Below are 25,201 nucleotides of genomic sequence, written 5' to 3'. Positions count from 1 at the left end.
TATCCGAACAGCCTTCAAGATACAACGGCAAATTGCCCTATAATCCGCAGCTTACGTGACTAATTGAGCGCTTTTTCCACCTCTTTGGCGAGCTGCTGGGCCAGCGCCTTTACCTCGGCGCGATCTTCGCCCTCGACCATCACCCGAACCACTGGCTCGGTTCCCGATGGGCGCAACAAAACCCGGCCGCGCTCGCCCAACTGCTTCTCTGTAGCTGCCACCGCGCTTTGTACCGCCGGGTCGCTGTCCAAGTCGACTTTTTTAACCCGATGCACATTAATCATGGTTTGCGGCATCTTAGTCATGCCCAGTTTCGCGCTATTCAAACTCTTGCCCATGGTGCTAATCGCAAGCAATACCTGCAGCGCCGAAATAATACCGTCACCGGTGGTAGTGACATTGCCACAGACGATATGCCCCGAAGACTCACCACCCAGCGACCAACTGTTGTTGCGCATGGTTTCAATCACGTAGCGATCGCCCACTTTCGCCCGGGCAAAGGGTATACCCAGCTCTTTAAGGCCCAGCTCAAAGCCAAAATTGCTCATTAATGTCCCCACAACACCGGGGCAACCACCACCAAACTGTTGCTGGTAAGCGGCGATAATGTAAAGCAGCTCGTCGCCATCAACCACCTCGCCTTTGTGATCGACAAATATCAACCGGTCGCCATCACCATCAAAGGCGATACCCAAATCAGCACCCACCTCCTGGACTTTCTCTTTGAGCGCCTCGGGGTTGGTCGAGCCGCAGCTGCGGTTAATGTTGGTGCCGTTGGGCTCACAGGCAAAGGGGATAACTTTGGCGCCCAATTCGCTAAATACACTGGGGGCGATGTGGTAAGTCGCGCCATGGGCACAATCGACCACTATTTGCATGCCAGAGAGTTTAAAACCCCAGGGCATGGTGCCCTTGCAAAACTCTATGTAGCGGCCGGCCGCATCGGTAATGCGCCGCGCCTTACCCAACCGCTCGGCGGTAATCATGGGCTGATCGAGCTGCTCCTCGATGGCCTGCTCGATATCATCGGGCAACTTGGTGCCCTCGGCGCTAAAGAATTTAATGCCATTGTCAAAATAACTGTTGTGAGAGGCACTGATAACAATACCCGCCTGCGCCTGAAAAGTGCGGGTTAGATAGGCAATGCCGGGCGTAGGCATGGGCCCCAGCAAGCCGACATCCACACCGGCATTAATCAGGCCCGCCTGCAACGCCGACTCAAACATGTAACCTGAAATACGGGTATCTTTACCAATTAAAATCAAACCCGGTCCATCGTACCGGTCCACCAGAACCCGTCCGGCTGCCCAGCCAAGCTTGAGCATAAAGTCAGGGGTAATGGGCGATTCACCCACCCGCCCACGGATTCCGTCAGTACCAAAATATTTGCGGCTCATTGTTGTTTTGTCTCCTTCTCACCCCACCCGTCTTGCAAGGCCAGGTGAACATTAATCATATCAAGCGTCGCGGCCACATCGTGGACACGCACTATATTAGCGCCACGCACAACACTCTCGTGAGCCAAGGCCAGCGATCCTGGCAAACGCTCGTCGACCTCTCGCCCAAGCAATTTACCCAGTAGCGATTTGCGGGACAGGCCCACAAGCAGCGGCACCTGATAACGCTGAAACTCGGCCAGGTTGCGCAGCAAGGCTAAGTTTTGCTCGAGCGACTTACCAAAACCAAATCCCGGATCCAACATAATATTAGATCGCGCTATGCCCGCCTGCGTGCACTGATACAAACGCTCGGCAAAAAAGTCATGCACCTCAGTTAACACATCGGGGTACGTTTGCTCGCGCGCCATAGTACCGGGCTCGCCCCGCATATGCATCAAGCACACCGGCAGACCGGTTTGCGCCGCGGCCAGCAGAGCACCCTCGCGCCGCAAGGCTCTAACATCATTAATCATCCCTGCACCGGCGGCGGCCGCCTCGCGCATCACCACCGGGCAACTGGTATCCACCGACACCAAAGCCCCCAGTTCACGGGTAATTGCCGCGACGACCGGAATCACTCGATCCAGCTCCTCCGACTGAGTTACTGGGCTCGCGCCCGGCCGGGTGGACTCGCCCCCGACGTCGATAATACTGGCGCCTTCGGCCAGCATTTGCCGCGCGCGCCTTAATACCAAGGCGATATCGAGGGAGCCGCTGTGATGATAACGGCCACCGTCGGAAAACGAGTCGGGGGTAGCATTAAGAATGCCCATCACCTGAGGGCGCGTAAAAACGAGCTTATGGCCGGCGCAGCTAACAGAAGCGGGAGTAAGCGAGGATTGCAGCATGTGATTCGTGTTTGGTGAGTATCTATGTGGCGTAAAGGGCGATAGCCAGAAACAAATAACCCCGCAAAAGCGGGGTTATGGGGCGACCTAGCTGATTAGTGATCTTCAGCCGGGCCGCCAATCGGGCCAGTTTTACCTTCTTTGGGCGTCTCGTCAGCACTGTCGCTTACACCGCCACCGCCGATGTGGCTGTTAAAGTCACCATCGTGCCAATCCCGGGGTGGGCGCACTTTGCGGCGAGCCATCAAATCATCCACTTGCTCGGCGTCGATGGTTTCGTACTCCATCAGAGCGTCTTTCATTGCCTCGAGAATATCGCGATTCTCGTGTAAAAGCTGTTCGGCACGCTTGTAGCAGCCATCAATAATCTGGCGCACTTCCTGATCGATCAGCTTGGATGTCTCGCCCGAGTAGTTAATCTGGCCCGACCCTGGCATCACGCCTTCGTCCTCACCATAGTGCAACGGGCCAAGTTTTTGCGAAAGCCCCCACTTGGTCACCATATTGCGCGACAGCTCGGTGGCCCGCTCAATATCGTTGGATGCCCCTGTGGTAATACCATCGTCGCCCAGAGTCATTTGCTCGGCAATACGGCCACCAAACAAAGTACAAATACTGGACTCAATTGATCGGCGGCTCATGCTGTACTTATCGCCCTCGGGCAAAAACTGGGTCACACCCAGCGCGCGGCCACGGGGAATGATGGTTACCTTGTGAATCGGGTCGTGCTCGGGCACCAGACGACCAATAATCGCGTGGCCAGCCTCGTGATAGGCGGTATTTTCTTTTTCCTTCTCGCTCATCACCATCGAACGGCGCTCGGCGCCCATCATGATTTTATCGCGAGCCTTTTCAAACTCTTCCATGCTCACCAGGCGCTTGTTAGCACGGGCGGCAAACAGCGCCGCCTCGTTGACCAGGTTAGCCAAATCGGCGCCGGAAAAACCGGGTGTGCCGCGGGCAATTACCGACGCCTCGACGGATTCTGAGATTGGCACTTTACGCATATGCACTTTCAGCACCTGCTCACGGCCGCGAATATCGGGCAAGCCAACCACCACCTGACGGTCAAAACGGCCGGGGCGCAACAGCGCTTTATCCAGTACATCCGGACGGTTGGTGGCGGCAATAACAATCACGCCTTCACTGCCTTCAAAACCGTCCATCTCAACCAGCAACTGGTTTAGGGTTTGCTCACGCTCATCGTGACCGCCACCATGACCACCGCCACGATGACGCCCTACAGCATCAATCTCGTCGATAAAGATAATGCAGGGTGCCTGTTTTTTGGCCTGCTCAAACATATCGCGCACGCGCGAGGCGCCCACACCGACAAACATTTCGACAAAGTCAGAGCCGGAAATCGAAAAGAACGGCACTTTCGCCTCGCCGGCAATCGCCTTGGCCAGCAAGGTTTTACCGGTACCCGGAGGGCCGGCCATCAACACACCGCGCGGAATACGCCCACCAAGGCGCTGAAACTTGCTCGGGTCGCGCAGATATTCAACCAGCTCCTGCACTTCTTCTTTCGCTTCATCCACACCTGCCACATCGGCAAAGGTGGTTTTAATTTGATCTTCGCCCAACAAGCGCGCCTTTGATTTGCCAAAGCTCATAGGGCCGCCGCGACCGCCGCCGGCACCACCTTGCATTTGGCGCATAAAAAACAAAAACACAGCAATAATAATTAAGATCGGGAAGCTGGCGATAAGCAGCTGATACAGTAAGCCGGGTTTTTCGGGCTCAAGGGCGGTGATTTTCACATCGTGATGACGCAAATCTTCCATCAAGCCGTTATCGGGAATAGAGGGCATTTTGGTCGCGAACTCGGTGCCATCCGACGTCACGCCGCGAATATCTGACTCTTGTATGGTGACTTCGCGCACACGGTCTTGCTCAACGGCCGTCACAAACTCCGAGTAACTCATGGCTTGCGATTGCGCCGGCTGCTGAAAGCCCTGAAACACGCTGAATAAAACAGCGGCGATAATCAGCCACAAAATCAGATTTTTCGTCATATCGTTCAAGGTATAACCCTCAATTTACATCGAATCGGGCGCCTGGCGCCGCTGCGTAGCCGCTGGTTTAACGAATAAAACCCGCAGACTCATAATAATGACAATGGTCTTACAGTATAGCTCTGTAGATCACACTTGGGCTGTAAAATCCCCGTTTAGTTCACAGGGTACTCTATTAGGCTACCGAAATTTAGCCCTTAAAACCTTTATCGACGATTTACACCACCCAGGCTGAGTATATCGCAGGCCATATCCGGCACCAGTTCAACCAAACGCGTGGCGCGAGGCTAATCTACCGCCCCTACTTCATCCATATTGGGGGCCATATCGGAAATTACAAGGTCCACCGGCGAGCCATCACGGGCGGCAACCTGAGCCCAACCACCGGGCGCCGCCCCTAAATCGACCGCGGTCATCCCGGGCGAAACAGACGCCCTTTCTTGTCGATCTCAATCAGCTTATCCCTGGCGCGCGGTAGCCGTCCTGCTGCGACCACTTGATGTGCCGGCCTGAGAAATACTCTTCCAGTCAGCGTTTGCTACTTTTTGATCTAGCCATAATAATTTGGATTTAGGGTACAATAGCCGCCCGCCAATGGGTGGCACGAAGTCTCGTAAAAGGTAACCTACGCTATGTCCTCAAACTCCGAACGTAAAAAACAGTTTCGCTCGCTCGGCCACAATTTAAAACCGATTGTGACCATCGCCGACAATGGCCTCAGCGAGGGCGTGCTGTCGGAGCTAAACCGCGCATTGGATGACCATGAGCTGATTAAGGTAAAACTGGCGCTGACTGAGCGCGAAGACCGTCAGCAAATTACTGAAGAAATCCGCAACTTGCCCAAAACCGAAGTTATTCAACAAATTGGCAAGGTGCTGTTGCTGTATCGCGGCGCGAAAAAGCCCAACCCTAAGCTGTCGAATTTACTGCGCTAAGCGGGCAACCGCAGACGGAGAACGAAAAGGTTCTCCGTTACCCGTTCCCCGTTCCTTAAATATGCTCCACTTTGTCGATTTCGTACTCGACTTCGCCACCCGGGGTTTTCACCACCACCACATCGCCCTCTTCTTTAGCGATTAGCGCCCTGGCGATAGGCGAGCTGATAGAGATTTTGTTGGCTTTCACATCCGCCTCGTCGTCGCCGACAATACGGTAGGTTTTTTCTTCTTCCGTTTCCACGTTAACAATGGTCACAGTAGTGCCAAAAATCACCTTGCCCGTCGCCGGGATAGACTTAACATCGATAACCTGTGAATCTGCCAGCTTACCTTCGATCTCCTGAATACGCCCCTCGCAAAAGCTCTGCTGCTCGCGCGCAGCATGGTACTCGGCGTTTTCTTTAAGGTCACCGTGCTCGCGGGCCTCGGCAATGGCCTCGATAATACGCGGGCGCTGAACCTTTTTCAGGTCTTCCAGCTCAGCGCGCAGAGCGTCGGCACCCTCAACCGTCATTGGTACTTTTTTCATTGCGCGGCCTCCTTATGCAGATCTTGCAGACGGCGAACTTCGATCTCACCACAGGCGCGCAGCGCCATGGCAACCGCCTCACCGCCAGCCAGTGTGGTGGTGTAATACACGCGACGGGCTTCGGCGCTGCGACGAATTGACGATGAATCGCGGGTTGCCTGACGGCCTTCGGTAGTATTGATAATCAGGCTGATCTCATCGTTTTTGATTACATCAACCACATGCGGGCGGCCCTCACCTACTTTATTAACCACATCCACTTCAATACCGGCGGCGCTCAGCACCTTGGCCGTGCCACGGGTCGCCACAATAGAAAAACCCAGCTCCAGCAGGTTTTTGGCAACATCAACCACACCGTTCTTATCGACATCGCGCACACTGATAAACGCGCGCCCACCCATGGGCAACTTGCTGCCAGCACCCAGTTGGCTCTTGCCGTAAGCCTCGCCAAAGGTAGCGCCAACGCCCATGACCTCACCGGTGGATTTCATTTCGGGGCCCAAAATTGGGTCAACCGCCGGAAACTTATTAAACGGGAACACCGCTTCTTTAACGTGAAAGTGCTTGGGCACAATCTCTTTGGTAAAGCCTTGCTCAGCCAGGGATACGCCGGCCTGACAACGGGCTGCCACTTTGGCCAAAGACACACCGATACATTTGGACACATAGGGCACGGTCCGTGAGGCGCGAGGGTTAACCTCGATCACGTAGACTTTACCGTCCTGATACGCCAGCTGAGTATTCATCAAGCCAACCACGCCTAGCTCTAACGCCATCGCTTTTACCTGCTCGCGCATCTCGTCCTGCACCTCGGCGGGTAGCGAGTACGGCGGCAGCGAGCAAGCTGAGTCACCCGAGTGAACACCACACTGCTCAATGTGCTGCATGATGCCGCCAATCACGACTTCTTTGCCGTCAGACACCGCATCGATATCTACCTCGATCGCAGCACTTAAGAAGTGATCCAGCAACACTGGTGCATCTTCGGACACTTTTACCGCCGAGTGCATATAGGTGCGCAGCTCTTCTTCTTTATAAACAATTTCCATAGCCCGTCCGCCCAGCACGTAGGACGGACGCACGACCAGCGGGTAGCCCACTTTCTCGGCGCTAATCAGCGCCTCTTCGAGCGAGCGTACAATCGCATTGGGTGGCTGTAATAAGCCCAGGTCTTCGATCATTTGTTGAAAGCGCTCGCGATCTTCGGCGCGGTCGATGGCATCAGGGCTGGTGCCGATAATCGGCACGCCTTCGGCCTCCAGGGCGCGCGCGAGCTTCAGTGGTGTTTGGCCGCCAAACTGCACAATCACGCCTTTTGGCTGCTCTTTGTGCACAATTTCCAACACATCTTCCAATGTCACCGGCTCAAAGTACAGGCGGTCAGACGTGTCGTAGTCAGTGGATACGGTTTCGGGGTTACAGTTAACCATGATGGTCTCGTAACCGTCTTCACGCATGGCCAACGCCGCGTGCACACAACAGTAATCAAACTCGATGCCCTGACCAATACGGTTGGGGCCACCGCCAATCACCAGAATTTTTGGCTTGCCCGAGGGCTGCGCCTCGCACTCCTCATCGTAGCTTGAGTACATATAAGCCGTTGAGGTGGAGAATTCGGCCGCACAGGTATCAACCCGCTTGTACACTGGGCGGATATTTTGCGCATGACGCGCCGCGCGCACTTTGGCCTCTTTAACACCCAGCAGCAGCGCCAGGCGCTTATCAGAGAAGCCTTTGCGCTTCAGCATGTATAAGTCTTCGGTGGTTAAGTCGGCCAGTTTAGCGGCGCGCACTTTTTGCTCAAGCTCAATCAGCTCGCGCAATTGCTCTAAGAACCAGCGGTCAATTTTAGAGGTTTCAAACACCTCATCGACGGTCATACCCAGGCGGAAGGCGTCACCCACAAACCAGATACGCTCGGCACCCGGCGTGGTCAGCTCGCGACGAATACGCGCTGGGGTCTCTTCGGCGGACAAATCCAGCTTAGACTCAAAGCCAGCCGAACCCACTTCCAGACCGCGCAATGCTTTTTGCAACGACTCCTGGAAGGTACGGCCAATGGCCATCACCTCACCCACGGATTTCATCTGAGTGGTTAAGCGAGCATCGGCATCGCCGAATTTCTCGAAGGTAAAGCGTGGAATTTTTGTTACCACATAATCGATAGACGGCTCAAACGAGGCCGGGGTAGCACCGCCGGTAATTTCGTTTTGCAGTTCATCTAGCGTGTAGCCCACCGCCAGCTTGGCCGCGACTTTAGCGATCGGGAAGCCGGTAGCCTTAGAGGCCAGTGCCGAGGAGCGCGACACCCGCGGGTTCATCTCAATCACAACCAAACGGCCGTTTTCGGGGTTCACCGCAAACTGCACGTTCGAGCCACCGGTTTCTACACCGATTTCGCGCAGTACCGCCAAAGAGGCGTTACGCATAATTTGCAGCTCTTTATCGGTGAGCGTTTGCGCCGGCGCCACGGTGATAGAGTCGCCGGTGTGCACGCCCATGGGGTCGAAGTTTTCAATCGAGCAGACGATGATGCAGTTGTCGTTTTTGTCGCGCACAACCTCCATCTCGTACTCTTTCCAGCCCAGCAGCGACTCGTCGATCAGCAGCTCATTAGTCGGTGATAAATCCAGGCCGCGGGCACAAATCTCTTCAAACTCGTCCCAGTTGTAGGCGATACCGCCGCCCGAGCCGCCCATGGTAAATGAGGGGCGAATAATGACCGGGAAACCAAACTTTTTCGGGACTTCTTTGGCCTCTTCCATCGAGTGGACGATGTCGGCGCGGGCGCACTCAAGGCCGATTCTCTTCATCGCCTTGTCAAACAAGTCGCGGTCTTCGGCCATATTGATGGCGGCTTCATTGGCGCCAATCAGCTCTACGCCGTACTTTTCCAGCACGCCGTGCTTGGCCAGATCGAGCGCGCAGTTCAGGGCGGTTTGCCCCCCCATCGTGGGCAACACCACGTCGGGGCGCTCTTTCTCGATGATTTTGGCAACGGTTTGCCACTCCACCGGCTCGATGTAGGTGGCATCCGCCATCGACGGGTCGGTCATGATGGTGGCCGGATTTGAGTTCACCAGAATCACCCGGTAGCCCTCTTCGCGCAGCGCTTTACACGCCTGAGCGCCGGAGTAATCAAACTCGCAGGCTTGGCCGATCACAATCGGGCCTGCGCCGAGAATCAATACACTGCTAATGTCGGTACGCTTTGGCATTTTCTCTCCAAAATCTGTTGCCAATCCCGAGGGATCACTGGGCCGCTTTGTGCGCCTCAATCAATTCAATAAAGTGGTCAAACAAGCCGTCGGCATCGTGCGGGCCAGGGCTGGCCTCGGGGTGCCCCTGAAAGCTAAAGGCCGGCTTGTCGGTCAGGTGAATGCCCTGCAGTGAGCCATCAAACAGCGACTTATGGGTTGTTTTGACGTTGGCGGGCAAGGTAGATTCATCCACCGCAAAACCGTGGTTTTGCGCGGTAATCATCACCAGGCCGGTGGCGGTATCTTGTACGGGGTGGTTACCACCATGATGACCAAATTTCATTTTAACGGTCTTGGCACCGGCGGCGAGAGCCAGCAGCTGGTGGCCGAGGCAGATACCAAACACCGGGATATTGGTGGCCAAAATCTCTTTAATGGCGGCGATGGCGTAATCGCAGGGCTCCGGATCGCCCGGGCCATTAGCCAGGAAGATACCATCGGGCTTCATCGCCAGCACATCGGCGGCCGGTGTTTTAGCCGGCACCACGGTAATATCGCAACCGCGGTCGGCCAGCATGCGCAAGATATTGCGCTTCACACCGTAATCGTAGGCCACCACTTTAAAGCGGGTTTCAACAATGTCCGAGTGGCCAGTACCTAAGCTCCAGGTGCCTTCGGTCCACTTGTAAGGCGCTTCGCAGCTGACTTCTTTGGCCAAATCCATGCCCTTAAGGCCAGGGAAGGCTTTAGCGGCCTCCAGGGCCTTCGCCTCGTCGATATCGCCGGCGACGATACAGCCGTTTTGCGCGCCTTTGTCGCGCAAAAGGCGAGTCAGGCGGCGGGTGTCGATGTCGGCAATGCCCACAACACCTTTTTGCTTGAGGTAGTCGTCCAGGCTCTGGCTTTGGCGAAAGTTGCTGGATAAACGCGGCAAATCACGAATGACCAAGCCCGCCGACCAGATGGTGGCACACTCTTCGTCTTCCGGCGTGGTGCCGGTATTGCCAATGTGTGGGTACGTCAATGTAACAATCTGACGGGCGTAGGAGGGATCGGTCAAGATCTCCTGATAACCGGTCATCGAGGTGTTAAACACCACTTCACCAACCGACAGGCCGTCGGCACCAATAGCTGTACCGCGAAAGACACTACCGTCTTCAAGCACCAGTAGCGCGGGTCTTTGAGCCCCAGTAATCAAGTCAACCTCCTCAACAATTCACTTTCTTCATGCCGAGCGAAACGACCACACAAACCGGGGTGCGTCGCTGATTTAGATACATCTGCTCGGAAATAAAAGCCCGGTCACAAGTTGCAAAAAAGCGAGATGAAACAAAGTAGCTTCATCTCGCTTATCGTTCATTAATCTGGCGACCATTGGCGCGGCTTAGGTTACAGCCAATCTGACCGCAAATTTTAGGCGAAAACCGCCAATTTGTCCAACGCTAAATCACCACTCTATGTGCCCGGTGGCGTTAGTACCCGCTCCAAAAAGGTAGTAACCCAAAAAGCCGTCGATTCAAACCAAGGGTCAAACAGCCAAAACGGGTGCGGGGTATTGGGCAGCGTATGCACCTCAGAGTACACCCCCGCGCCCTCCAGCCGGGCAATATAATCATCTCGCCCGGCGTGAAACCGCGGCTGCGAGCTATTAATAAACAGCGTCGGCGGCGTTTGGTTCCCGACATAGGCCAGCGGCGAGGCCTGCTCCCACAACCCGGTGGCCTGCTCATAGCGCCCACCAAACCACGCCTCGGCGGCTGAGGGCTGTTTCGCCGGGTCGTTCTCATGCTTAAGCGCCATAGGCGTAGTAAAACTGACGATGCCGTCAATATTCACAATCGCCTGCACCCGTGACGATACTGACGGATTCGGACCATCGGCCACGTAATCTGGCGCATGGGTCATCACCCCCAGCAGCGCAGCCATTTGCGCCCCCGACGAACAGCCAAGAATCGCTATGCGCTCCTCATCGATCCCGTACTCACCTGCATTCGCGCGCAACCAGCGCACCGCCGCATGCAAATCACTCATGCCCGCCGGATACTTAGCCTCAGGCGATAGCCGATACTCAACCGTCACCGCCACAAAACCGCTGTTAGCCAGGTGGGTGGCCATTGGCTCCTGGTGCGACCGAGTACCTGACATCCAGCCGCCACCATGGACCAACAGGACAGCCGGCGCTGGTTTGTTGGCTTTAGGCGTGTACACATCTACATGCAGCGCCCGCCCGACATCATCGCGATACACCAAATCACGGACAACAGAAACACCAGCCTCAGGTACCACGCTCGCAATCTGAATATCGGGATGATCCTGCCGGGCCTTGGCAAACGCTTTGGCCACAGTAAAACTATCATCAACCGGGTGCTGAGCCGCGGCGACAGCACCACCCATTAAGCAAACACTGACTATCAGCCAAGCCGCACCTTTCACACCCATCATAGCCACCTGTAACACTTCAATACGTTTACACCCCTGCCCTATGGTAACATTCACGGCTTTGTTTCATTTTAATGAAAGCTCGATACATTGATCGACACATCGATGCCATACACCTTCCTAAGACCCAAACGTATGCCGAAGTTTTACACACAGAAACTCGCTGGACTATTTATTGCCTTAACTGCCCTAATAGCCGCACCCGTGATTTATGCCGCAGGCGTATTGCAAACATTAACATTAACAGCAACCACAACCATCGCTTTGGGGGCCGCCGGCATTGCGCTGCTAGTTTACGCCCTGCGCGGAGTGGGCCGTAGACTTGGCAGCCTTTGTATCATTGCGCTGCTAAGCACCTGCCTACTCGTTCGGCTCACCTACCTCGGGCTTATCCAGTTTAGCGGGGCAGGGTTTAACACCGAGTTTTTTCTTCACTTAGGGGGCGACTCGGCCGTGGCCGCGTGGCACATGTTTGGCCTTTGGCTTGTGGTCGGCTTTACTGCAATAGGTTGCTACCTGCTACTTAGCTGTACGCTTGCTCTGCGACTACCGCGGCCCAGGCCACTACCCGCTTTAGCGCTTATTTTAACCACACCGTTTCTTATTTTTAGCGCACGAGCACAACTACCCGAAGCAGAGCTGATTAGTGCCAGCCACACCGTGCTCACCCCAACGCCAATACCCGGCTACGCACAACTGCGACAGCACTGGCAAAACAGCCCATTGGTGGAAACTCAAATCACCCCCAAAACACAACTGCACGCCACACTACCGGATAAACCACAAAACTTAATTTTAGTGTACCTAGAGTCGGTAGGCCTGCCGGTTATCAGCCCCCCCCAGTGGCCAGGACTAATGCCCAACCTGGAAAAGCTGGTAGCTCCTCACAGCCCCGCCGACAGCATGTACGCCAGCTCATTTATTACCATTGAGGGGATTGTTAATACCCAGTGTGGCACGTTATTTCCGTTTGACCGCGGCAGCGACAGCCTGGCCAACGGTCAGCAATTAGGCGAGAACATGCCGTGCCTGGCAGACGTTCTGACTCATGCAGGCTATCAAAATTATTTTCTCGGTGGCGCGGGCTTAGACTTTGCCGGCAAAGGAAACTTTTTACGCGCCCATGGCTTTAACAAAACGCTGGGGGCATCTTATTGGCATGAGCAAGGCCTTGAGCCACGCCCTGGCACGTGGGGCATTAGCGACCCGGATCTTTTTACGCAGGCGAGCAACCTCATCAAACAGCACCAGAGGGATGAGCAACCTTACAATCTAACGCTGCTCACGATTGGATCCCATATTCCCGGCTTTACCTACGACGAGTGTCAACCTTACGATAAAAATGACAACCCGTTTCTTAATGCCCTGCACTGCAGCGATCAACTGCTGGCAAGCTGGCTTGATGAGCTGAACGCACTTGGCGTGCTAGACGACACAACGGTCATCATTACCGCCGATCATCACGTATTCCCCAACCCACAAATGAAAGATTTGTTTGGTGAGGCTGTGTATGACCGCCGCGTACCGTTTGTGGTTTTAAAGCCTGAAGGCGCGGTGCAATTTAACAGCAGCGTGGGCGGCGGCTATGACTTGGCCCCCACCACACTGGACTTACTGGGCATTGACCACAATGCAAAGTTCTCCATGGGGCGCTCTCTGGTTACCACCCAGGACAGGCCATTTCATTTTATCAATCGCTACGGCGACTACGTAAACGACGTCCTGCTCTCTCGCTCGACCGGCTCATGCGAGCAGCCCGAGCCGGCGCCACACAATCTAGACACTCCGATCAGCGCTTGCCAGAAACATGATTTGTTTAATTTTCTACGCCGCCAAGTTGAGCATTTCTCCCAGCAAACACAAGTGGCGTCTTGCGAGCAAGGTAACTCTATCGCTGTGCGCTACATAAGCGACGATAAGCAACCCTACATTACCGTCGAGGTCAAAGCATCACATCGCGCCTGACCCTATCAGGGCGCCCCCTCCCGGAAAAAGAAAAGGGCCTGGCACTGATTTGGCTTAACAGTGCCGGGGCTATCCAGAACCTGCAGTTTGAAAAAACATCGAAAGCAATTAAAAAACTTGGCACTATACCCACCCAAGAGCATACCAAAGCGTGGCTCGCGGTCTGGAACCCGGGTCCAGGCGCACCCGAACGCCCGCCAGAATGGTTGCCGGCAAAGGCCGGTGTAGCAAGTATACACTTTGGCGTGAAAGTCGGTGACGACATCACCTGGCCAATAAACGAAGCAATCGAAGATGCTGCTCTAAACGAGACATGGCACCTAAGTGCCAGCGTATGTCACAACACATTCGACTTGTCCGAGACAGCCACAAGCCCCGAATAGGAGAACACAGTGATACAAGACCTGGAACAAGGCCTTACCACCCAGTCACTAACGGCTGATGTCTGCATTATCGGGGCGGGGCCCGCCGGAATATCACTCGCGCTGGAACTGGCCAGAGCGCGACCCGACTGGCATATCGTACTCACCGAGGCCGGCGGCCCACAAAACGCTTCACAAGCTGAGCGCGATATATACAAAGTCGATCTGGGCGATAAATCCTATGGCGTACTGGATGTATCCCGGCGCCGCAAGCTCGGTGGCACCACGGCACACTGGGGCGGCTGGAGCAAACCGCTGGACGACACAGACTTTGAGGACAATAACTCCTGGGACGTTCCCGCTTGGCCTATCTCTAAGCAAGAAATCAGCAGTCATATGCCCCGGGCTCGTCAATGGACCGAAATTGACAGCGGCGATTTTGACGTTAGCAGTATTCGCGAAACACACAACGGAAAACTACTCCCGCTGAGAAAAGACGGCGCCATTAACGAACAGCTGTTTCGCTTTAGTCCGCCTACCCGCTTTGGCGATAAATACTACGACGAGCTAAAAGCACAAGATAATTTAACCTGTCTATTGCACGCCAATTGTTATGAGCTAATCCGGGACGGCGACAAAGTCACCTCGGCCAAAGTGCGCCCACTCAATGGAAACACCCTGGAGATTACCGCCCAGACTTTTACCTTAGCCATGGGCGGCATGGAAACCACACGATTACTGATGAATTTACGCGGCGATCAAAACGCCGATGGCGAAGGCATCTACTCCGATCACTTAGGCCGTTATTTTGCCGACCACTTCGGTGTGCGCCCAGGCGAAATTCTCGCCCCAGAAGGGCTAAAGTACAGCCGCTTCGGCGACCAAAGCGGCCCGATCATGCCAGTGTTAACCTTTTCCGCCGGTAACATTCGCAACAACGGCGAGCACAACAGTTGTATGACTCTACAGGCAAGCGCTGCCCCCGAATCACTCTTGGCAGGGTATGGCGGCAGCAAAGCCGCAGGCTTTTACCCGGGCCAATACTGGCACTACTCGACCCAAATGATTATCGAGCCACGCCCCAACCCAACGAGTACGCTTACCCTAACGGATGAACGGTGCGCTTTAGGGCTGCGCCGCATGAAGCTCGACTGGCAGCCTCACGAAGACGACTTTGCCTCGGCCTACCGGCTTTTTAACGCCCTTGGCGATGAGCTTGGGCAAACAGGGTTAGGGCGGCTGAACCTAAGCCGCCCTAACAGTAACAGTATTCGGGCAAACGTCAGTGGCGCTTGCCATCACCTGGGAACAACGCGTATGGCCGCCGATAGCCGCGACGGAGTGGTCGACTCCAACCTTAAAGTGTTTGGCCAACAAAACTTATACGTAGCCAGTTCATCCGTGTTTCCACGTTACGGCTACTCTAACCCAACCTTAACCATCGTGGCGCTATCGGTGCGTCTGGCACAGCACTTAGCCAATAAAAGCGAGGTGGCGGCATGATCAATCGACGGGATTTGTTGGTAGGCGGTGTTAGCGCCGGTATCACCGCGGGCGCCATGCATGTATTTTACACCCGCTCCCTAACGGCGGAGACACCAGCGTCTACAGCCCCCCCTAACTCATTGATTATTGAATCGGGCTACGGCCAACCACTGGATAATGCCCTGCGCGCCGTAGAGGGTAGCGATAAATTCGCCGCCGCCTGGCTGGAACAGCAAAGCACTAAACCAACCATTGCCAGTTTAGCAAATGCCTTAAAAAACAAACTCGACCTCAATAACGCAGCGTTAGACGAACAACTGTTCAAACTGATACAGCAGGATTTCAGCTCAAACAAGACTGTAGCCATTGAAGGCTGGAGCCTGAGCGAAACAGAGAGCCAACTCGCTGCATTGCGGTATTTGGTAATCGCCGACAACCCGGACAATGTCGCCATTTTACGCGCCCAGGAAAAGGCCAAACTTCAGGCTGGGCTCAAAGAAGGTGAAATTGCCCCTCTCAAAAACTGGGGCCCGCGCAAAACCACACAAGGGCAAAAATTTAACGAGCAGTCCGACGGTCACAGCGGATTGTGGTTTCAGTTTTCCGGCGCGCCAAGCCACGCCAAGATTATGATTGATGGCGAGCTAGTACGAACCGTGGTCAACGAAAGCGTCGTCACCTCTGGGCTGTTCGGTGAGATGCAAGAGCGAATCCTGGCAACACCGGGTGAGTACGATATCGCCTTGGTGGATCCGATTAAAAACATTAAACAACCTATTGGCTCACTGACGGTAAAAGCTGACCCACGGATGGCTAAAAGGCAAGGGAAACGCGACTCGGTATTTTGCAGCGTGAGTGACTGGGGCCCGAGAAAGACCACTATCGGCAAACCCAACAACGAACAACCAGACGGAGCAGAAGGTATTTGGGTTAAAACCTCTTGCCTACCTTCAAACGCACAGATTATGCTCGAAGACGATTTGCTGCCTACCACCGCCCGAGAATTCGGCGCCACCACTTCGATACCCATGGCACTACTCGAGTCACCCGGCGAAAGAACGCTCTACTTTTTTGACCAAGTCTCTCAGGAGAAAGTCAAAATTGGCACGCTGCTCATCGAGATCTAGCACCCTTGGCACAACCCGCGCTGGCCTAGCGAGGTAAGCCAGCGACCTGAGCGGGCAATTTATATAAAATTGCCCCGCCTCCTTCAACCTGATCCCACTGCCCGGATTGCGCATAGTGATGCAGCTCTTTCAGCATAGGCAGTTCTTTTAACAGCTTTGGCTCAGAAGATAAAAGCAAATACTCAACATCAAACCGCTGTAAAAACAGCGCGACATTATCAACATCACTCACATATTCACGGCGGGCGTACTTAATCGACAATAAATTTTCGGTCGGCACAGGCAAGAGCGATGCATTTTGCCCAAAACCATGCGCCACAACCCGAGCATCGGCTGGCAGAGACTCTAAATACAAGCTGATTTTATAGAGCCCCAATCGCTGTAATTTACGCGTGCGCCAATCTCCGCCAGCCAAGGGCGATGCTGCTAAATCCCAATCAAACGTGCGCGTACCCGGCGTAGACCAAGCAGCCGCGATAAAGCTTTGACCCGCATGAAAAATACCAAACATCAGAACCACAAGCGTTAAAACTCGCCGGAAGCACGCACTGTGATCTAGCCGCGTAGCGATACAGACAAGCGACAAACAAGTCGCCAGGGCCAGCGGGTACATATAGTAATTACCGTCGCCACCTCTAAAATGGTAACGCCAAGCGACAGCGACAACCAGGCCTAACCCACACAGAGCCAACATTAAAGAACCTAAAGAACCTAAAGCTCGAGGTCGACCCTTCATGCCGAGCAGAGCGGACAGGCCGCCAACCAATAGAAATAGCAGCCAGTAATTACCCTGCCAGCTGATACGAATTTTGTTCATGTTACTGGGCGCCCAAAGCCAATCGTAGAAAAGCATCGGCACATCGGACCACACTTGTGGCCGCGTCCAGTTTAAAGTGCCCGCGGGCTCTTGCTGAGTAAAACCAAGCCAAAGCCAAATCTTTAATAGCGGGTCGGGCCCCACTGTTGGCACCCCGGTTAACAACCAAGTTCGCACCAGCAATACAACCGCCACACAAATCGCCAGGACAAGTACACTGGCAGAGGCTAAAAACCGCGGACGATCTATTTGCAGTAAACGGGCATTACCGCGCCCCCAATACTCCAGCAAAACGAAAACCATGCTAACAAAAACATAGGGAATCGCCGTATATTTGCAGGACACGGCGAGAGCTGCTGCCGCCATCGCGTAAAGCAGACCGGCGACACATCGCTCCGAAAACCAAGGCGCCAACTTGAGCAGCATCAAAAGTAGAAAAAAGGTAGCAATCACATCGCTCTTAATCTGCAATGCTGTATTTGCCCACGCAGGAATTGTAAACAGCAGGAAAGCCGCGATAATGCGCCAAAACTTGGACAGCGAAAGCTTGGCACACAGCTGCCACACAACAGCACTAGCAATCACTAAAAGTGCTATAGCAACACCTTCAAGCAGGCGCAGCTGATCAAATGCCGTCACAGGTAACAGCAGTGACTCCCACAGTTTTGGAAAGTAATGTACTGGAGAAACCAAATTTAGGTTTTGAAACACAGACCCCATCGGGGCCAAAAGCGTATCGCTACGACTTAAGTACCACACAGTATCGTGGCCAATAACATTTTGGGAACGAGCGGCCAATACGAGCAACCATGCCAGGCCGCCACCCAACAGAGCTCCCTGCATGGCATCATCAGGCCGAACATTGCGACACAGTGTAACAACCCCCAGGCCGCGCTGATTGACCAGCAAAGATACGACGCCAAGGGAGCACAATACCATCAGCAATACACGCGGGTAAGCGAGGTTAACCATCGAAAGTACAAAGGTAATGATTAGCCAGAGCGCTATCCCGGCTAAAATTGCAGCGCTGTTATCGACTTTGCTTTTGACGGCACGATTTAGAAAAAGGTGACCAAGAGCAAGTAGTAGCTCCCAATAAAGCCACCCCACAAGCAGGGTCAACTCGGCGTTGTGGCGCCTCACATACAGCAGCGCACAGATTACAGCAAAGCCAATAGCCCAGCGGTTGCGCCATATCATTGCCGTACACAGGACCGCTGTTAACAGTAAGGCCTCCACCCCGCCCTCGATGGCGGAGCTTCTGGTCAGGTGCCACTCAAATGGCCCGTTGACCAATAAATCGTACGCCACAAGGTAAATAAACACGACGGTGAGGGCGCACAAAAGTGCACTGAGAAAAATGAGTTGTATCGTCTCTTTGCTTCCGCGGTTTTCCTTTTTAACACTCAAGGACAACGCTTTCTCCTTTACTACATCCTGACAAACATTAGCAGCTCAGCCACAATTTACTATTTAGCGCAGCCCCAACACATCCTGCATATCGTAAAGCCCGGGCTTTTGGCTCAGCAGCCAGCCTGCCGCGCGCACCGCGCCATTGCCAAAGGCTAACCGGCTCGAGGCTTTGTGGGTGATCTCGACACGCTCACCGTCGGCTAAAAACATTACTGTGTGCTCGCCCACCACATCGCCGCCGCGCACGGTGGCAAAGCCGATGGTGTCGTGCACGCGCGCGCCGGTTTGGCCTTCGCGGCCGTACACGGCCACTTTGTTTAAGTCTCGCCCGGTGGTGTCGGCAATGACTTCGCCCATGCGCAAAGCGGTGCCCGAGGGGGCATCCACTTTATGTCGATGGTGCGCCTCGTAGATTTCGATGTCTGATTCTTCAGCCATCACACGCGCGGCGGTTTCGAGCAGCTTAAAGCATAAGTTGACGCCGGTGCTGAAGTTAGCCGCCAGGCACAGTTGAGTTTGGCTTTGATAGCCGAGCAGCTGGGCTTTTTCCGCGTCGGTAAAACCGGTGGTGCCAATCACCATCGCTTTACCGTGCTTGGCGCAAAGCTCGGCGTTAGCCAGTGTGGCCGCCGGCGAGGTAAAATCGATTAAGGCGTCAAAGCTATCGATTACGTCAGCCAAGTCGGTCGCAATGGTGACGCCTTGTTTGCCGACACCCGCCAACTCGCCGGCATCTGCACCCGCCAGTGAGCTGCCGGGACGCACAATTGCGGCGGTGAGCTCAGCACCTGTGGCAGCAACCGCCGCCTCGATTAAAATTTTTCCCATACGGCCGGCGGCGCCGGTCACGGCAATACGTACTGTCATGAGTAAACCTATTATGAATTAGTCTGCGCTGTTGTCGTCTTCAAACAAATGGCCAAGTTTACCTTTTTTGGTTTCAAGGTATTTGGCGTTGTGCGGGTTGCGCCCGGTTTGGTGTGGGATACGCTCGGCAATGGTAATGCCCATATCCTCCAGCGCTTTGACTTTGCGTGGATTGTTGGTCATTAGCTTCAACGAGTGAATGGTTAAATGATCCATCATGGGTTTTAAAATGCTGTAGTCGCGCATATCCGCGCCAAAACCCAGTTGCTCGTTAGCCTCGACGGTGTCGGCGCCGCAATCTTGCAAGTGGTAGGCTTTAATTTTATTCAGCAAGCCAATACCGCGGCCTTCCTGGCGCAGATAAAAAATGGCGCCGCGCCCGACAATGGATATTTTGTGCATCGCCGCCTGCAGCTGCGGGCCGCAATCGCAGCGCATGCTAAACAGTGCATCGCCGGTTAAACACTCCGAGTGCACCCGCGCCAATACCGGCTCGGGGCCGGAGATATCGCCCATGGTTAGCACCAGGTGCTCTTTGTCCATGCCATCGTCGGAGAACCCGTGCATGACGAACATGCCCCAGGGGGTTGGCAGCTTGGAAGACTCGACAAATTGTATGGTCACTCACGTCTCTCTTAATATAAAAATCTATTTGATCGTATTACGGTTAGCCTAATAAACAAACGGGTCGCTCTGGTTTTAATGGCACTGAGTTAACGCAAAAACCTCGGTACCCAACGCCACTGGATCCCCGCCTTCGCGGGGATGACAAAATCTAAGCGAGTGTCTTTGCCGTCCAACCGACTTGCTTGTCACACCGAAAAAAGCTACTGCACCGCGCGCAGCACCAGCACGCCGTTTTCGGTACTCATATCGATATTGCCCAAAAAGCTGTTGCCCAACAAAATATCCTGACTGCCAAAATTACCAATGACGATCGCCTGAACATTGCTGAGCGTTATGCCCCCCACCGCGACACTGCGCAGCCACACCCCATAGGCGTGAGCCGGGCCATTGGCAGTGTTCACCATGCCCTGGTCGCCGCTTTGGTAATTTAACCCTAAGCGCTCGGCGTGACCCACGCCCATGGCGATGGCAGTTGCGCCGGTATCCACCATAAAGTTAACGCTTTGGCCATTAATCATACCCGAGGTGCGGTAGTGCCCACCGTGGGATTGATTTAAGCGCACCTCGATCGATTCGGCCTCGACAAAACTTGTGGCAATATGGCTCGACAGCGTAAGGGTGTAAGTTTCCCCCTCGTATTCAACCTCGGCGCCCGCGCGCGAGGCGCTGAGCAAAGTGACGCCCTCGGGGCTTGTTTGGCCGGCGCGCAACATATGCTGCTTACCATTAACACCAATAAGCGCTGTGCCTTTGGCGAGCATGTGGGCCGACAAATCTACCGCCTGCACCGCCGCCGTTAACAACACGCCACTTAAAACAACCGCTAGTTTCGCACGCCACATATCCCTCTCCTTGCTCGTTAATCCATTTTACGAGTTGCGTTTACACCAATAACCAAATTAATAATTGCATGGCAAGCCAGGCGTAACCGGCCGCCAAAACATCGTCTATCATGATGCCCAAGCCGCCCGACACTTTGCGATCGGCCAGCGATACCGGCCAGGGCTTGGCAATATCAAAAATTCGAAACAACACAAAGCCCGCCAGCATCCAGTACCACTCGGGGGGTGCCAACAGCATGGTTAGCCAGTAGCCCACCATTTCGTCCCAGACGATGCCCGGGTGATCGTGCACACCCAGCGCACGGGAGCTTTTCTCACACCAATAAACGCCAAGCGCGAACGTCACCACCAGCCACAAAGCGTACAGAGGTAAACTTAAATCGCTGATCAGCCAGTAAATGGGAATAGCGGCCAAGGTGCCAAAGGTGCCCGGTGCCTTGGGCGCAAAGCCTGAGCCAAAACCAAACGCAAACAGATGGTTGCTGTTGCTAAACAGTTGGCGGCGGGTGGGCATAGGGAGTGTTTTAGACTGGCTCATATCAAAAGTGTCGGTAACCTGTTGAGTCGACGCTGAAAGGTGCGCCGTCTAATTCGCAGTGAACGCCGGCGCCGCTTACAATACGGCCAATCACCGTGGCTTGAATTTGGCCTTGCGCCTGCGCCATGGCAAGCTTGGGCATATTGTGCTCGGGCACGGTAAACACCAGCTCGTAATCGTCACCGCCGGTAAGCGCCCAGCGCTGCGCCTGGGACACATCAACCTTTTGCAAACTGGCACTTAGAGGCAGCTCGGCCACGTCGATTTCGGCGGCCACATCGCTCGCCTGACAAATATGCTCCAAGTCAGCCAGTAAGCCATCGGATACATCCTGTGCGCTGCTGGCGATCTCTTGCAACAACAGCCCTTCCTGAATGCGCGGCTCGGGCTGGTAGTAGCGCGCGCGCAAGTAGGCGCGATCGTCTTCTGTCCACGCATGTTGCACCACGCTTTCATCGAGCACATCCAGCGCTGCCGCGCCATCGCCCAGAGTATGGGTCACCAACACAAAATCATCCAGGTTAGCGCCATCGCGGCGCAATGCTTTGGCCGCTGTCACCTCGCCCAGCATTTGAATACTGATGCAAAGCGGGCCGCTAGTGGTATCGCCACCAATTAAGGTGCATTGATACTCGTCGGCGCATTGCTTTAGGCCGCGGCTAAACTCCGCCACCCACTCGCGCCGGGTATCCGGGCCCCAGTCTGCCGGCAGGGTTAAGGCCAGAGTAAACCAGCGCGGTTGCGCGCCCATGGCGGCGATATCGCTTAAGTTTACCCGCAGCGCACGCTGGCCGATTTGTTCGGCGGGCGCGTCGGCGGGAAAGTGAATACCACTGACCAGAGTATCGGCCGCCACCACCAAAGCCTGCCCGGAGCTAGGCTGTACCAGCGCCGCGTCATCACCAATACCCAGCAACACCGAGGCCGGGGTAATCGCATCCGGGGCCGCTTTAAAGTAGTGATTAATCAGCTCAAACTCGCCGGCACTCACATTTACCCCTTAAGTGTTTAGCGCGACTGACGCTGCGCTTTTACTTCCAGCGCGCGCACGTCGGCGGCGGCCCGATCGAGCACACCGTTAACAAATTTATGGCTATCGGTGGCGCCGAATTTTTTCGCCAGTGCCACAGCCTCGTTGATCACCACTTTGTAGGGCACATCGATGCGGTATTTAAGCTCGTAGGCGGACAAACGCAACAGTGCTTCGGTGACCGGGTCCAGCTCGGCCAGCGAGCGATCTTGCAGGTGCGGCTCAAACACGGCCTGCACTTCGTCTAAGCGTGCCGGCACTTCATGTAAGATCTCATGAAAGTAAGGCACGTCGACGTTTTTCATGTCGTACTCGGCGCGAAACGACGCTTCAATAACATTGACGCTATTGCCCGACATTTTCCACTGATACAAACCCTGCAGCGCATAGTGACGTGCTTTGCGCCGCGCCGAAGGTGACGGGCCTTGTTTATCGGTTGTGCTCATTAAATCTTACCTAGCAGTGAAACCATTTCGAGTGCCGTAGCGGCCGCCTCGACGCCTTTGTTACCGGCTTTGGTGCCCGAGCGCTCGATGGCCTGCTCGATAGAATCGACAGTTAACACACCAAAGGTAATCGGCACGCCGGCGTTTAAAGATACTTGCGACAACCCTTTGGTGCACTCGCCAGCCACATAGTCAAAGTGCGGCGTACCGCCGCGAATAACCGCGCCCAAAGCGATGATTGCATCAAACTCACCTTTGGCGGCAATTTTTTGCGCAACCAGCGGAAACTCAAACGCGCCGGGCGCGTAGTAAATGGTGACATTGTCTTCGCTAATGCCGTGGCGGCGCAGGGTGTCCAGCGCCCCGTCTTTTAAGCTCTCGACCACAAAGCTGTTCCAACGGCTGACAATCAGGGCGTACTTGCCGCTCGATGCCGAAAAATCACCTTCAACAATAGTGTTATTCATAATCGCTTCTCTTACTCGGTAATATTCTCTGAGTCGGCATCGGGGCCGACGTAATCCACTACTTCTAAATCAAAACCCGACAGCGCTGAAAAGCGCATCGGGGCCGACATAACACGCATTTTGCGCACGCCTAAATCGCGCAAAATTTGCGAGCCGGTGCCCACTTGTTTATAAACCACATCCGGGCTGCGGCGCTGGGGCCGGCCAGACAACAACCAATCGATAGACTCTTCGACATCGGTGGTGGCCTCATCGTGGCAAATTAGCACCAGCACACCCTTGCCTTCGCGCTCGATGCGCTTAAGCGCTTCGGCGTAAGTCCAGGAGCACACGCCATCCACCGAGGGGCGTTTAATGGCCAATAAATCCCGCGCGGTATCCATCACGTGTACGCGCACCAAAGTGTCATCCTCTGCGTCTAGCTCACCTTTTACCATCGCAAAATGCAAATCGCCGCGGGCTAAATCGCGATAGGTGTGCAGCTCAAAATCACCGTACTCAGTGGTTACCGAGCGCTTGTTAATGCACTCGACGGTTTGCTCTTTGGTGGCGCGGTAGTGAATTAAATCGGCGATGGTGCCAATTTTTAATTCATGAGTTCGGGCAAACTCTTCCAGATCTGGCCGGCGCGCCATAGAGCCATCTGCGTTCATAATCTCCACCAGCACCGAGGCGGACTCGTAACCGGCCATCCGCGCCAAATCGCAACCTGCCTCGGTATGGCCTGCGCGGACCATCACACCACCGGGCTGCGCCATAATCGGAAAAATATGTCCCGGCTGCACGATATCATCAGGCACTGCATTTTCAGCCGCTGCCACGCGAATAGTGCGAGCGCGGTCGGCCGCCGAAATACCTGTGGTCACCCCCTCGGCCGCTTCAATTGAGGTAGTAAAGTTGGTGGAATACTTTGCCTTATTGTCTTGCACCATAAGCGGCAAGCCCAATTGCTCGCAGCGCTCGCGGGTTAACGTCAGGCAAATAAGGCCGCGTGCGTGGCTCGCCATAAAGTTGATATCTTCGGCGCGCACTTGCTCGGCGACCATAATCAGGTCACCTTCGTTTTCGCGATCTTCGTCGTCCATCAGGATGATCATTTTGCCCTGACGCAGGTCGTCGATCAGCTCTTCAACTGTATTTAATTCCATCATCGGTTAAAGCCGTTCTCTGTCAAAAATTCCAGGGTGATATCGCCATCGGTTGCCGCGGCTTGGTCGCCTTGCAGCAAGCGCTCGAGGTAGCGAGCGAGCACGTCCACCTCAAGATTAACCTTTGAGCCGGCACTGTAGTGGCCCATAATGGTTTCGGCCAAAGTGTGCGGCACAATGTTGAGCTCAAACTCGGCGCCCTCCACCTTGTTAACGGTCAGGCTGGTGCCATCAATAGTGATTGAGCCCTTGTGGGCAATATAGCGCGCCAACCCGGCCGGCGCACGCAGCCGAAACCGCTCAGAGCGAGCGTCAGCCACACGGCTCACCACCTCGCCAATGCCATCGACGTGGCCACTGACAATATGCCCCCCCAAACGGGTGGTAGGGGTCAGGGCCTTCTCGAGGTTAACCGGCTGGCCGGTACGCCACTGCCCGATGGTGGTTAGCGACAAGCTCTCGCGGGATACATCGGCGCGAAAGCCATCGTCGGGCAAATCCACCACGGTTAAACACACGCCGTTGGTAGCGATCGAATCGCCCAGTGCCACGTCGGATAAATCCAACTTACCGGTGCGCACCCGCAGGCTAATATCGCCGTTGTTGGGGGTAAGTTCGACGACCTCACCGATGGCTTCGATAATTCCGGTAAACAT

The 25,201-nt window shown here is 54.8% G+C and carries 22 protein-coding genes; 4 read left to right on the top strand and 18 right to left on the bottom strand.

What is annotated here, in order from left to right; genetic code table 11:
* Positions 1–59: 59 nt before the first annotated feature.
* From glmM to AAC019_RS01545, 4 genes are all read right to left on the bottom strand, one after another.
* The gene (glmM, locus tag AAC019_RS01560; protein WP_339896792.1) at positions 60–1,397 is read right to left on the bottom strand and encodes a phosphoglucosamine mutase; all 1,338 of its coding nucleotides are present in this window, start codon (positions 1,395–1,397) and stop codon (positions 60–62) included.
* Entirely contained in the window at positions 1,394–2,287 is an 894-nt protein-coding gene (gene folP, locus AAC019_RS01555; RefSeq protein WP_339896791.1) for a dihydropteroate synthase, read from the bottom strand. Before folP ends, glmM begins: the two co-directional genes overlap by 4 nt.
* 95 nt (positions 2,288–2,382) lie before the next feature.
* A complete protein-coding gene (gene ftsH / locus AAC019_RS01550) occupies positions 2,383–4,305 on the bottom strand; it encodes an ATP-dependent zinc metalloprotease FtsH (protein ID WP_339896869.1) in 1,923 nt (640 codons plus the stop codon).
* A gap of 287 nt (positions 4,306–4,592) precedes the next feature.
* Positions 4,593–4,721, bottom strand: coding sequence for an SAM-dependent methyltransferase (locus AAC019_RS01545; protein ID WP_339896790.1), 129 nt, complete (start codon positions 4,719–4,721; stop codon positions 4,593–4,595).
* Positions 4,722–4,937: 216 nt separating this feature from the next.
* Here AAC019_RS01545 and yhbY point away from each other — a divergent pair, with 216 nt between their 5' ends.
* Complete coding sequence (yhbY, locus tag AAC019_RS01540; RefSeq protein WP_041524086.1) at positions 4,938–5,240, top strand: ribosome assembly RNA-binding protein YhbY; 303 nt, start codon at positions 4,938–4,940, stop codon at positions 5,238–5,240.
* A gap of 55 nt (positions 5,241–5,295) precedes the next feature.
* Here yhbY and greA read toward each other — a convergent pair whose 3' ends face one another.
* The 4 genes from greA to AAC019_RS01520 form a co-directional block, all read right to left on the bottom strand.
* Entirely contained in the window at positions 5,296–5,772 is a 477-nt protein-coding gene (greA, locus tag AAC019_RS01535; RefSeq protein ID WP_339896789.1) for a transcription elongation factor GreA, read from the bottom strand.
* Positions 5,769–8,990, bottom strand: coding sequence for a carbamoyl-phosphate synthase large subunit (gene carB / locus AAC019_RS01530; RefSeq protein ID WP_339896788.1), 3,222 nt, complete (start codon positions 8,988–8,990; stop codon positions 5,769–5,771). The genes greA and carB overlap by 4 nt, the downstream gene beginning before the upstream one ends.
* Before the next feature lie 34 nt (positions 8,991–9,024).
* Positions 9,025–10,188, bottom strand: coding sequence for a glutamine-hydrolyzing carbamoyl-phosphate synthase small subunit (gene carA / locus AAC019_RS01525; protein ID WP_339896868.1), 1,164 nt, complete (start codon positions 10,186–10,188; stop codon positions 9,025–9,027).
* A gap of 239 nt (positions 10,189–10,427) precedes the next feature.
* Positions 10,428–11,468, bottom strand: a complete 1,041-nt coding sequence (locus AAC019_RS01520; RefSeq protein WP_339896787.1) for an alpha/beta hydrolase — start codon at positions 11,466–11,468, stop codon at positions 10,428–10,430.
* A gap of 147 nt (positions 11,469–11,615) precedes the next feature.
* On the opposite strand from AAC019_RS01520, the gene AAC019_RS01515 reads away from it, so the two are divergent.
* The 3 genes from AAC019_RS01515 to AAC019_RS01505 all read left to right on the top strand — a co-directional run bounded on the left by AAC019_RS01515 (position 11,616) and on the right by AAC019_RS01505 (position 16,350).
* Positions 11,616–13,376, top strand: coding sequence for an LTA synthase family protein (locus tag AAC019_RS01515; protein WP_339896786.1), 1,761 nt, complete (start codon positions 11,616–11,618; stop codon positions 13,374–13,376).
* Positions 13,377–13,768: 392 nt separating this feature from the next.
* Positions 13,769–15,241, top strand: coding sequence for a GMC family oxidoreductase (locus AAC019_RS01510; protein WP_339896785.1), 1,473 nt, complete (start codon positions 13,769–13,771; stop codon positions 15,239–15,241).
* Positions 15,238–16,350: a hypothetical protein gene (locus tag AAC019_RS01505; protein ID WP_339896784.1), complete on the top strand. Its 1,113-nt coding sequence runs from the start codon at positions 15,238–15,240 to the stop codon at positions 16,348–16,350. The genes AAC019_RS01510 and AAC019_RS01505 overlap by 4 nt, the downstream gene beginning before the upstream one ends.
* Positions 16,351–16,375: 25 nt before the next feature.
* On the opposite strand, the gene AAC019_RS01500 is transcribed toward AAC019_RS01505, so the two are convergent.
* The 10 genes from AAC019_RS01500 to AAC019_RS01455 all read right to left on the bottom strand — a co-directional run bounded on the left by AAC019_RS01500 (position 16,376) and on the right by AAC019_RS01455 (position 25,201).
* Positions 16,376–18,577 carry a hypothetical protein gene (locus tag AAC019_RS01500; RefSeq protein WP_339896783.1) on the bottom strand — a complete coding sequence of 734 codons (2,202 nt, stop codon included), beginning with the start codon at positions 18,575–18,577 and terminating at the stop codon, positions 16,376–16,378.
* Between the two features lie 63 nt (positions 18,578–18,640).
* Positions 18,641–19,447, bottom strand: a complete 807-nt coding sequence (dapB, locus tag AAC019_RS01495) for a 4-hydroxy-tetrahydrodipicolinate reductase (protein WP_339896782.1) — start codon at positions 19,445–19,447, stop codon at positions 18,641–18,643.
* Positions 19,448–19,465: 18 nt separating this feature from the next.
* Entirely contained in the window at positions 19,466–20,071 is a 606-nt protein-coding gene (gene ribA / locus AAC019_RS01490) for a GTP cyclohydrolase II (RefSeq protein ID WP_339896781.1), read from the bottom strand.
* 203 nt (positions 20,072–20,274) lie between these two features.
* Positions 20,275–20,916, bottom strand: a complete 642-nt coding sequence (locus AAC019_RS01485; RefSeq protein WP_339896780.1) for a TIGR02281 family clan AA aspartic protease — start codon at positions 20,914–20,916, stop codon at positions 20,275–20,277.
* A gap of 40 nt (positions 20,917–20,956) precedes the next feature.
* Complete coding sequence (locus AAC019_RS01480; protein ID WP_339896867.1) at positions 20,957–21,430, bottom strand: phosphatidylglycerophosphatase A; 474 nt, start codon at positions 21,428–21,430, stop codon at positions 20,957–20,959.
* A gap of 25 nt (positions 21,431–21,455) precedes the next feature.
* Complete coding sequence (thiL, locus tag AAC019_RS01475) at positions 21,456–22,445, bottom strand: thiamine-phosphate kinase (RefSeq protein ID WP_339896779.1); 990 nt, start codon at positions 22,443–22,445, stop codon at positions 21,456–21,458.
* A 17-nt stretch (positions 22,446–22,462) separates the two neighbouring features.
* The gene (gene nusB / locus AAC019_RS01470; protein ID WP_041524105.1) at positions 22,463–22,930 is read right to left on the bottom strand and encodes a transcription antitermination factor NusB; all 468 of its coding nucleotides are present in this window, start codon (positions 22,928–22,930) and stop codon (positions 22,463–22,465) included.
* Complete coding sequence (gene ribE, locus AAC019_RS01465; protein ID WP_339896778.1) at positions 22,930–23,397, bottom strand: 6,7-dimethyl-8-ribityllumazine synthase; 468 nt, start codon at positions 23,395–23,397, stop codon at positions 22,930–22,932. Before ribE ends, nusB begins: the two co-directional genes overlap by 1 nt.
* Positions 23,398–23,408: 11 nt before the next feature.
* On the bottom strand, positions 23,409–24,545 hold the full coding sequence (gene ribBA / locus AAC019_RS01460; protein WP_339896866.1) for a bifunctional 3,4-dihydroxy-2-butanone-4-phosphate synthase/GTP cyclohydrolase II: 1,137 nt from the start codon (positions 24,543–24,545) through the stop codon (positions 23,409–23,411).
* Positions 24,545–25,201 (bottom strand): riboflavin synthase, encoded by a 657-nt coding sequence (locus AAC019_RS01455; protein ID WP_339896777.1) that lies wholly within the window; start codon positions 25,199–25,201, stop codon positions 24,545–24,547. Before AAC019_RS01455 ends, ribBA begins: the two co-directional genes overlap by 1 nt.

Source organism: uncultured Gilvimarinus sp., from assembly GCF_963975215.1.
In the GTDB taxonomy this organism is placed as follows: Bacteria; Pseudomonadota; Gammaproteobacteria; order Pseudomonadales; family Cellvibrionaceae; genus Gilvimarinus.
Note: the sequence above shows the minus strand (reverse complement) of the source record. Positions and strands in the feature narration are given on the sequence as shown.

What these genes read in the sequence shown, in the direction of transcription:
- glmM (WP_339896792.1), bottom strand. Translation starts at nt 1,397, where the DNA reads ATGAGCCGCAAATATTTTGGTACTGACGGAATCCGTGGGCGGGTGGGT.
- folP (WP_339896791.1), bottom strand. Translation starts at nt 2,287, where the DNA reads ATGCTGCAATCCTCGCTTACTCCCGCTTCTGTTAGCTGCGCCGGCCAT.
- ftsH (WP_339896869.1), bottom strand. Translation starts at nt 4,305, where the DNA reads ATGACGAAAAATCTGATTTTGTGGCTGATTATCGCCGCTGTTTTATTC.
- AAC019_RS01545 (WP_339896790.1), bottom strand. Translation starts at nt 4,721, where the DNA reads ATGACCGCGGTCGATTTAGGGGCGGCGCCCGGTGGTTGGGCTCAGGTT.
- yhbY (WP_041524086.1), top strand. Translation starts at nt 4,938, where the DNA reads ATGTCCTCAAACTCCGAACGTAAAAAACAGTTTCGCTCGCTCGGCCAC.
- greA (WP_339896789.1), bottom strand. Translation starts at nt 5,772, where the DNA reads ATGAAAAAAGTACCAATGACGGTTGAGGGTGCCGACGCTCTGCGCGCT.
- carB (WP_339896788.1), bottom strand. Translation starts at nt 8,990, where the DNA reads ATGCCAAAGCGTACCGACATTAGCAGTGTATTGATTCTCGGCGCAGGC.
- AAC019_RS01505 (WP_339896784.1), top strand. Translation starts at nt 15,238, where the DNA reads ATGATCAATCGACGGGATTTGTTGGTAGGCGGTGTTAGCGCCGGTATC.
- dapB (WP_339896782.1), bottom strand. Translation starts at nt 19,447, where the DNA reads ATGACAGTACGTATTGCCGTGACCGGCGCCGCCGGCCGTATGGGAAAA.
- AAC019_RS01485 (WP_339896780.1), bottom strand. Translation starts at nt 20,916, where the DNA reads ATGTGGCGTGCGAAACTAGCGGTTGTTTTAAGTGGCGTGTTGTTAACG.
- AAC019_RS01480 (WP_339896867.1), bottom strand. Translation starts at nt 21,430, where the DNA reads ATGCCCACCCGCCGCCAACTGTTTAGCAACAGCAACCATCTGTTTGCG.
- nusB (WP_041524105.1), bottom strand. Translation starts at nt 22,930, where the DNA reads ATGAGCACAACCGATAAACAAGGCCCGTCACCTTCGGCGCGGCGCAAA.
- ribE (WP_339896778.1), bottom strand. Translation starts at nt 23,397, where the DNA reads ATGAATAACACTATTGTTGAAGGTGATTTTTCGGCATCGAGCGGCAAG.
- ribBA (WP_339896866.1), bottom strand. Translation starts at nt 24,545, where the DNA reads ATGGAATTAAATACAGTTGAAGAGCTGATCGACGACCTGCGTCAGGGC.
- AAC019_RS01455 (WP_339896777.1), bottom strand. Translation starts at nt 25,201, where the DNA reads ATGTTTACCGGAATTATCGAAGCCATCGGTGAGGTCGTCGAACTTACC.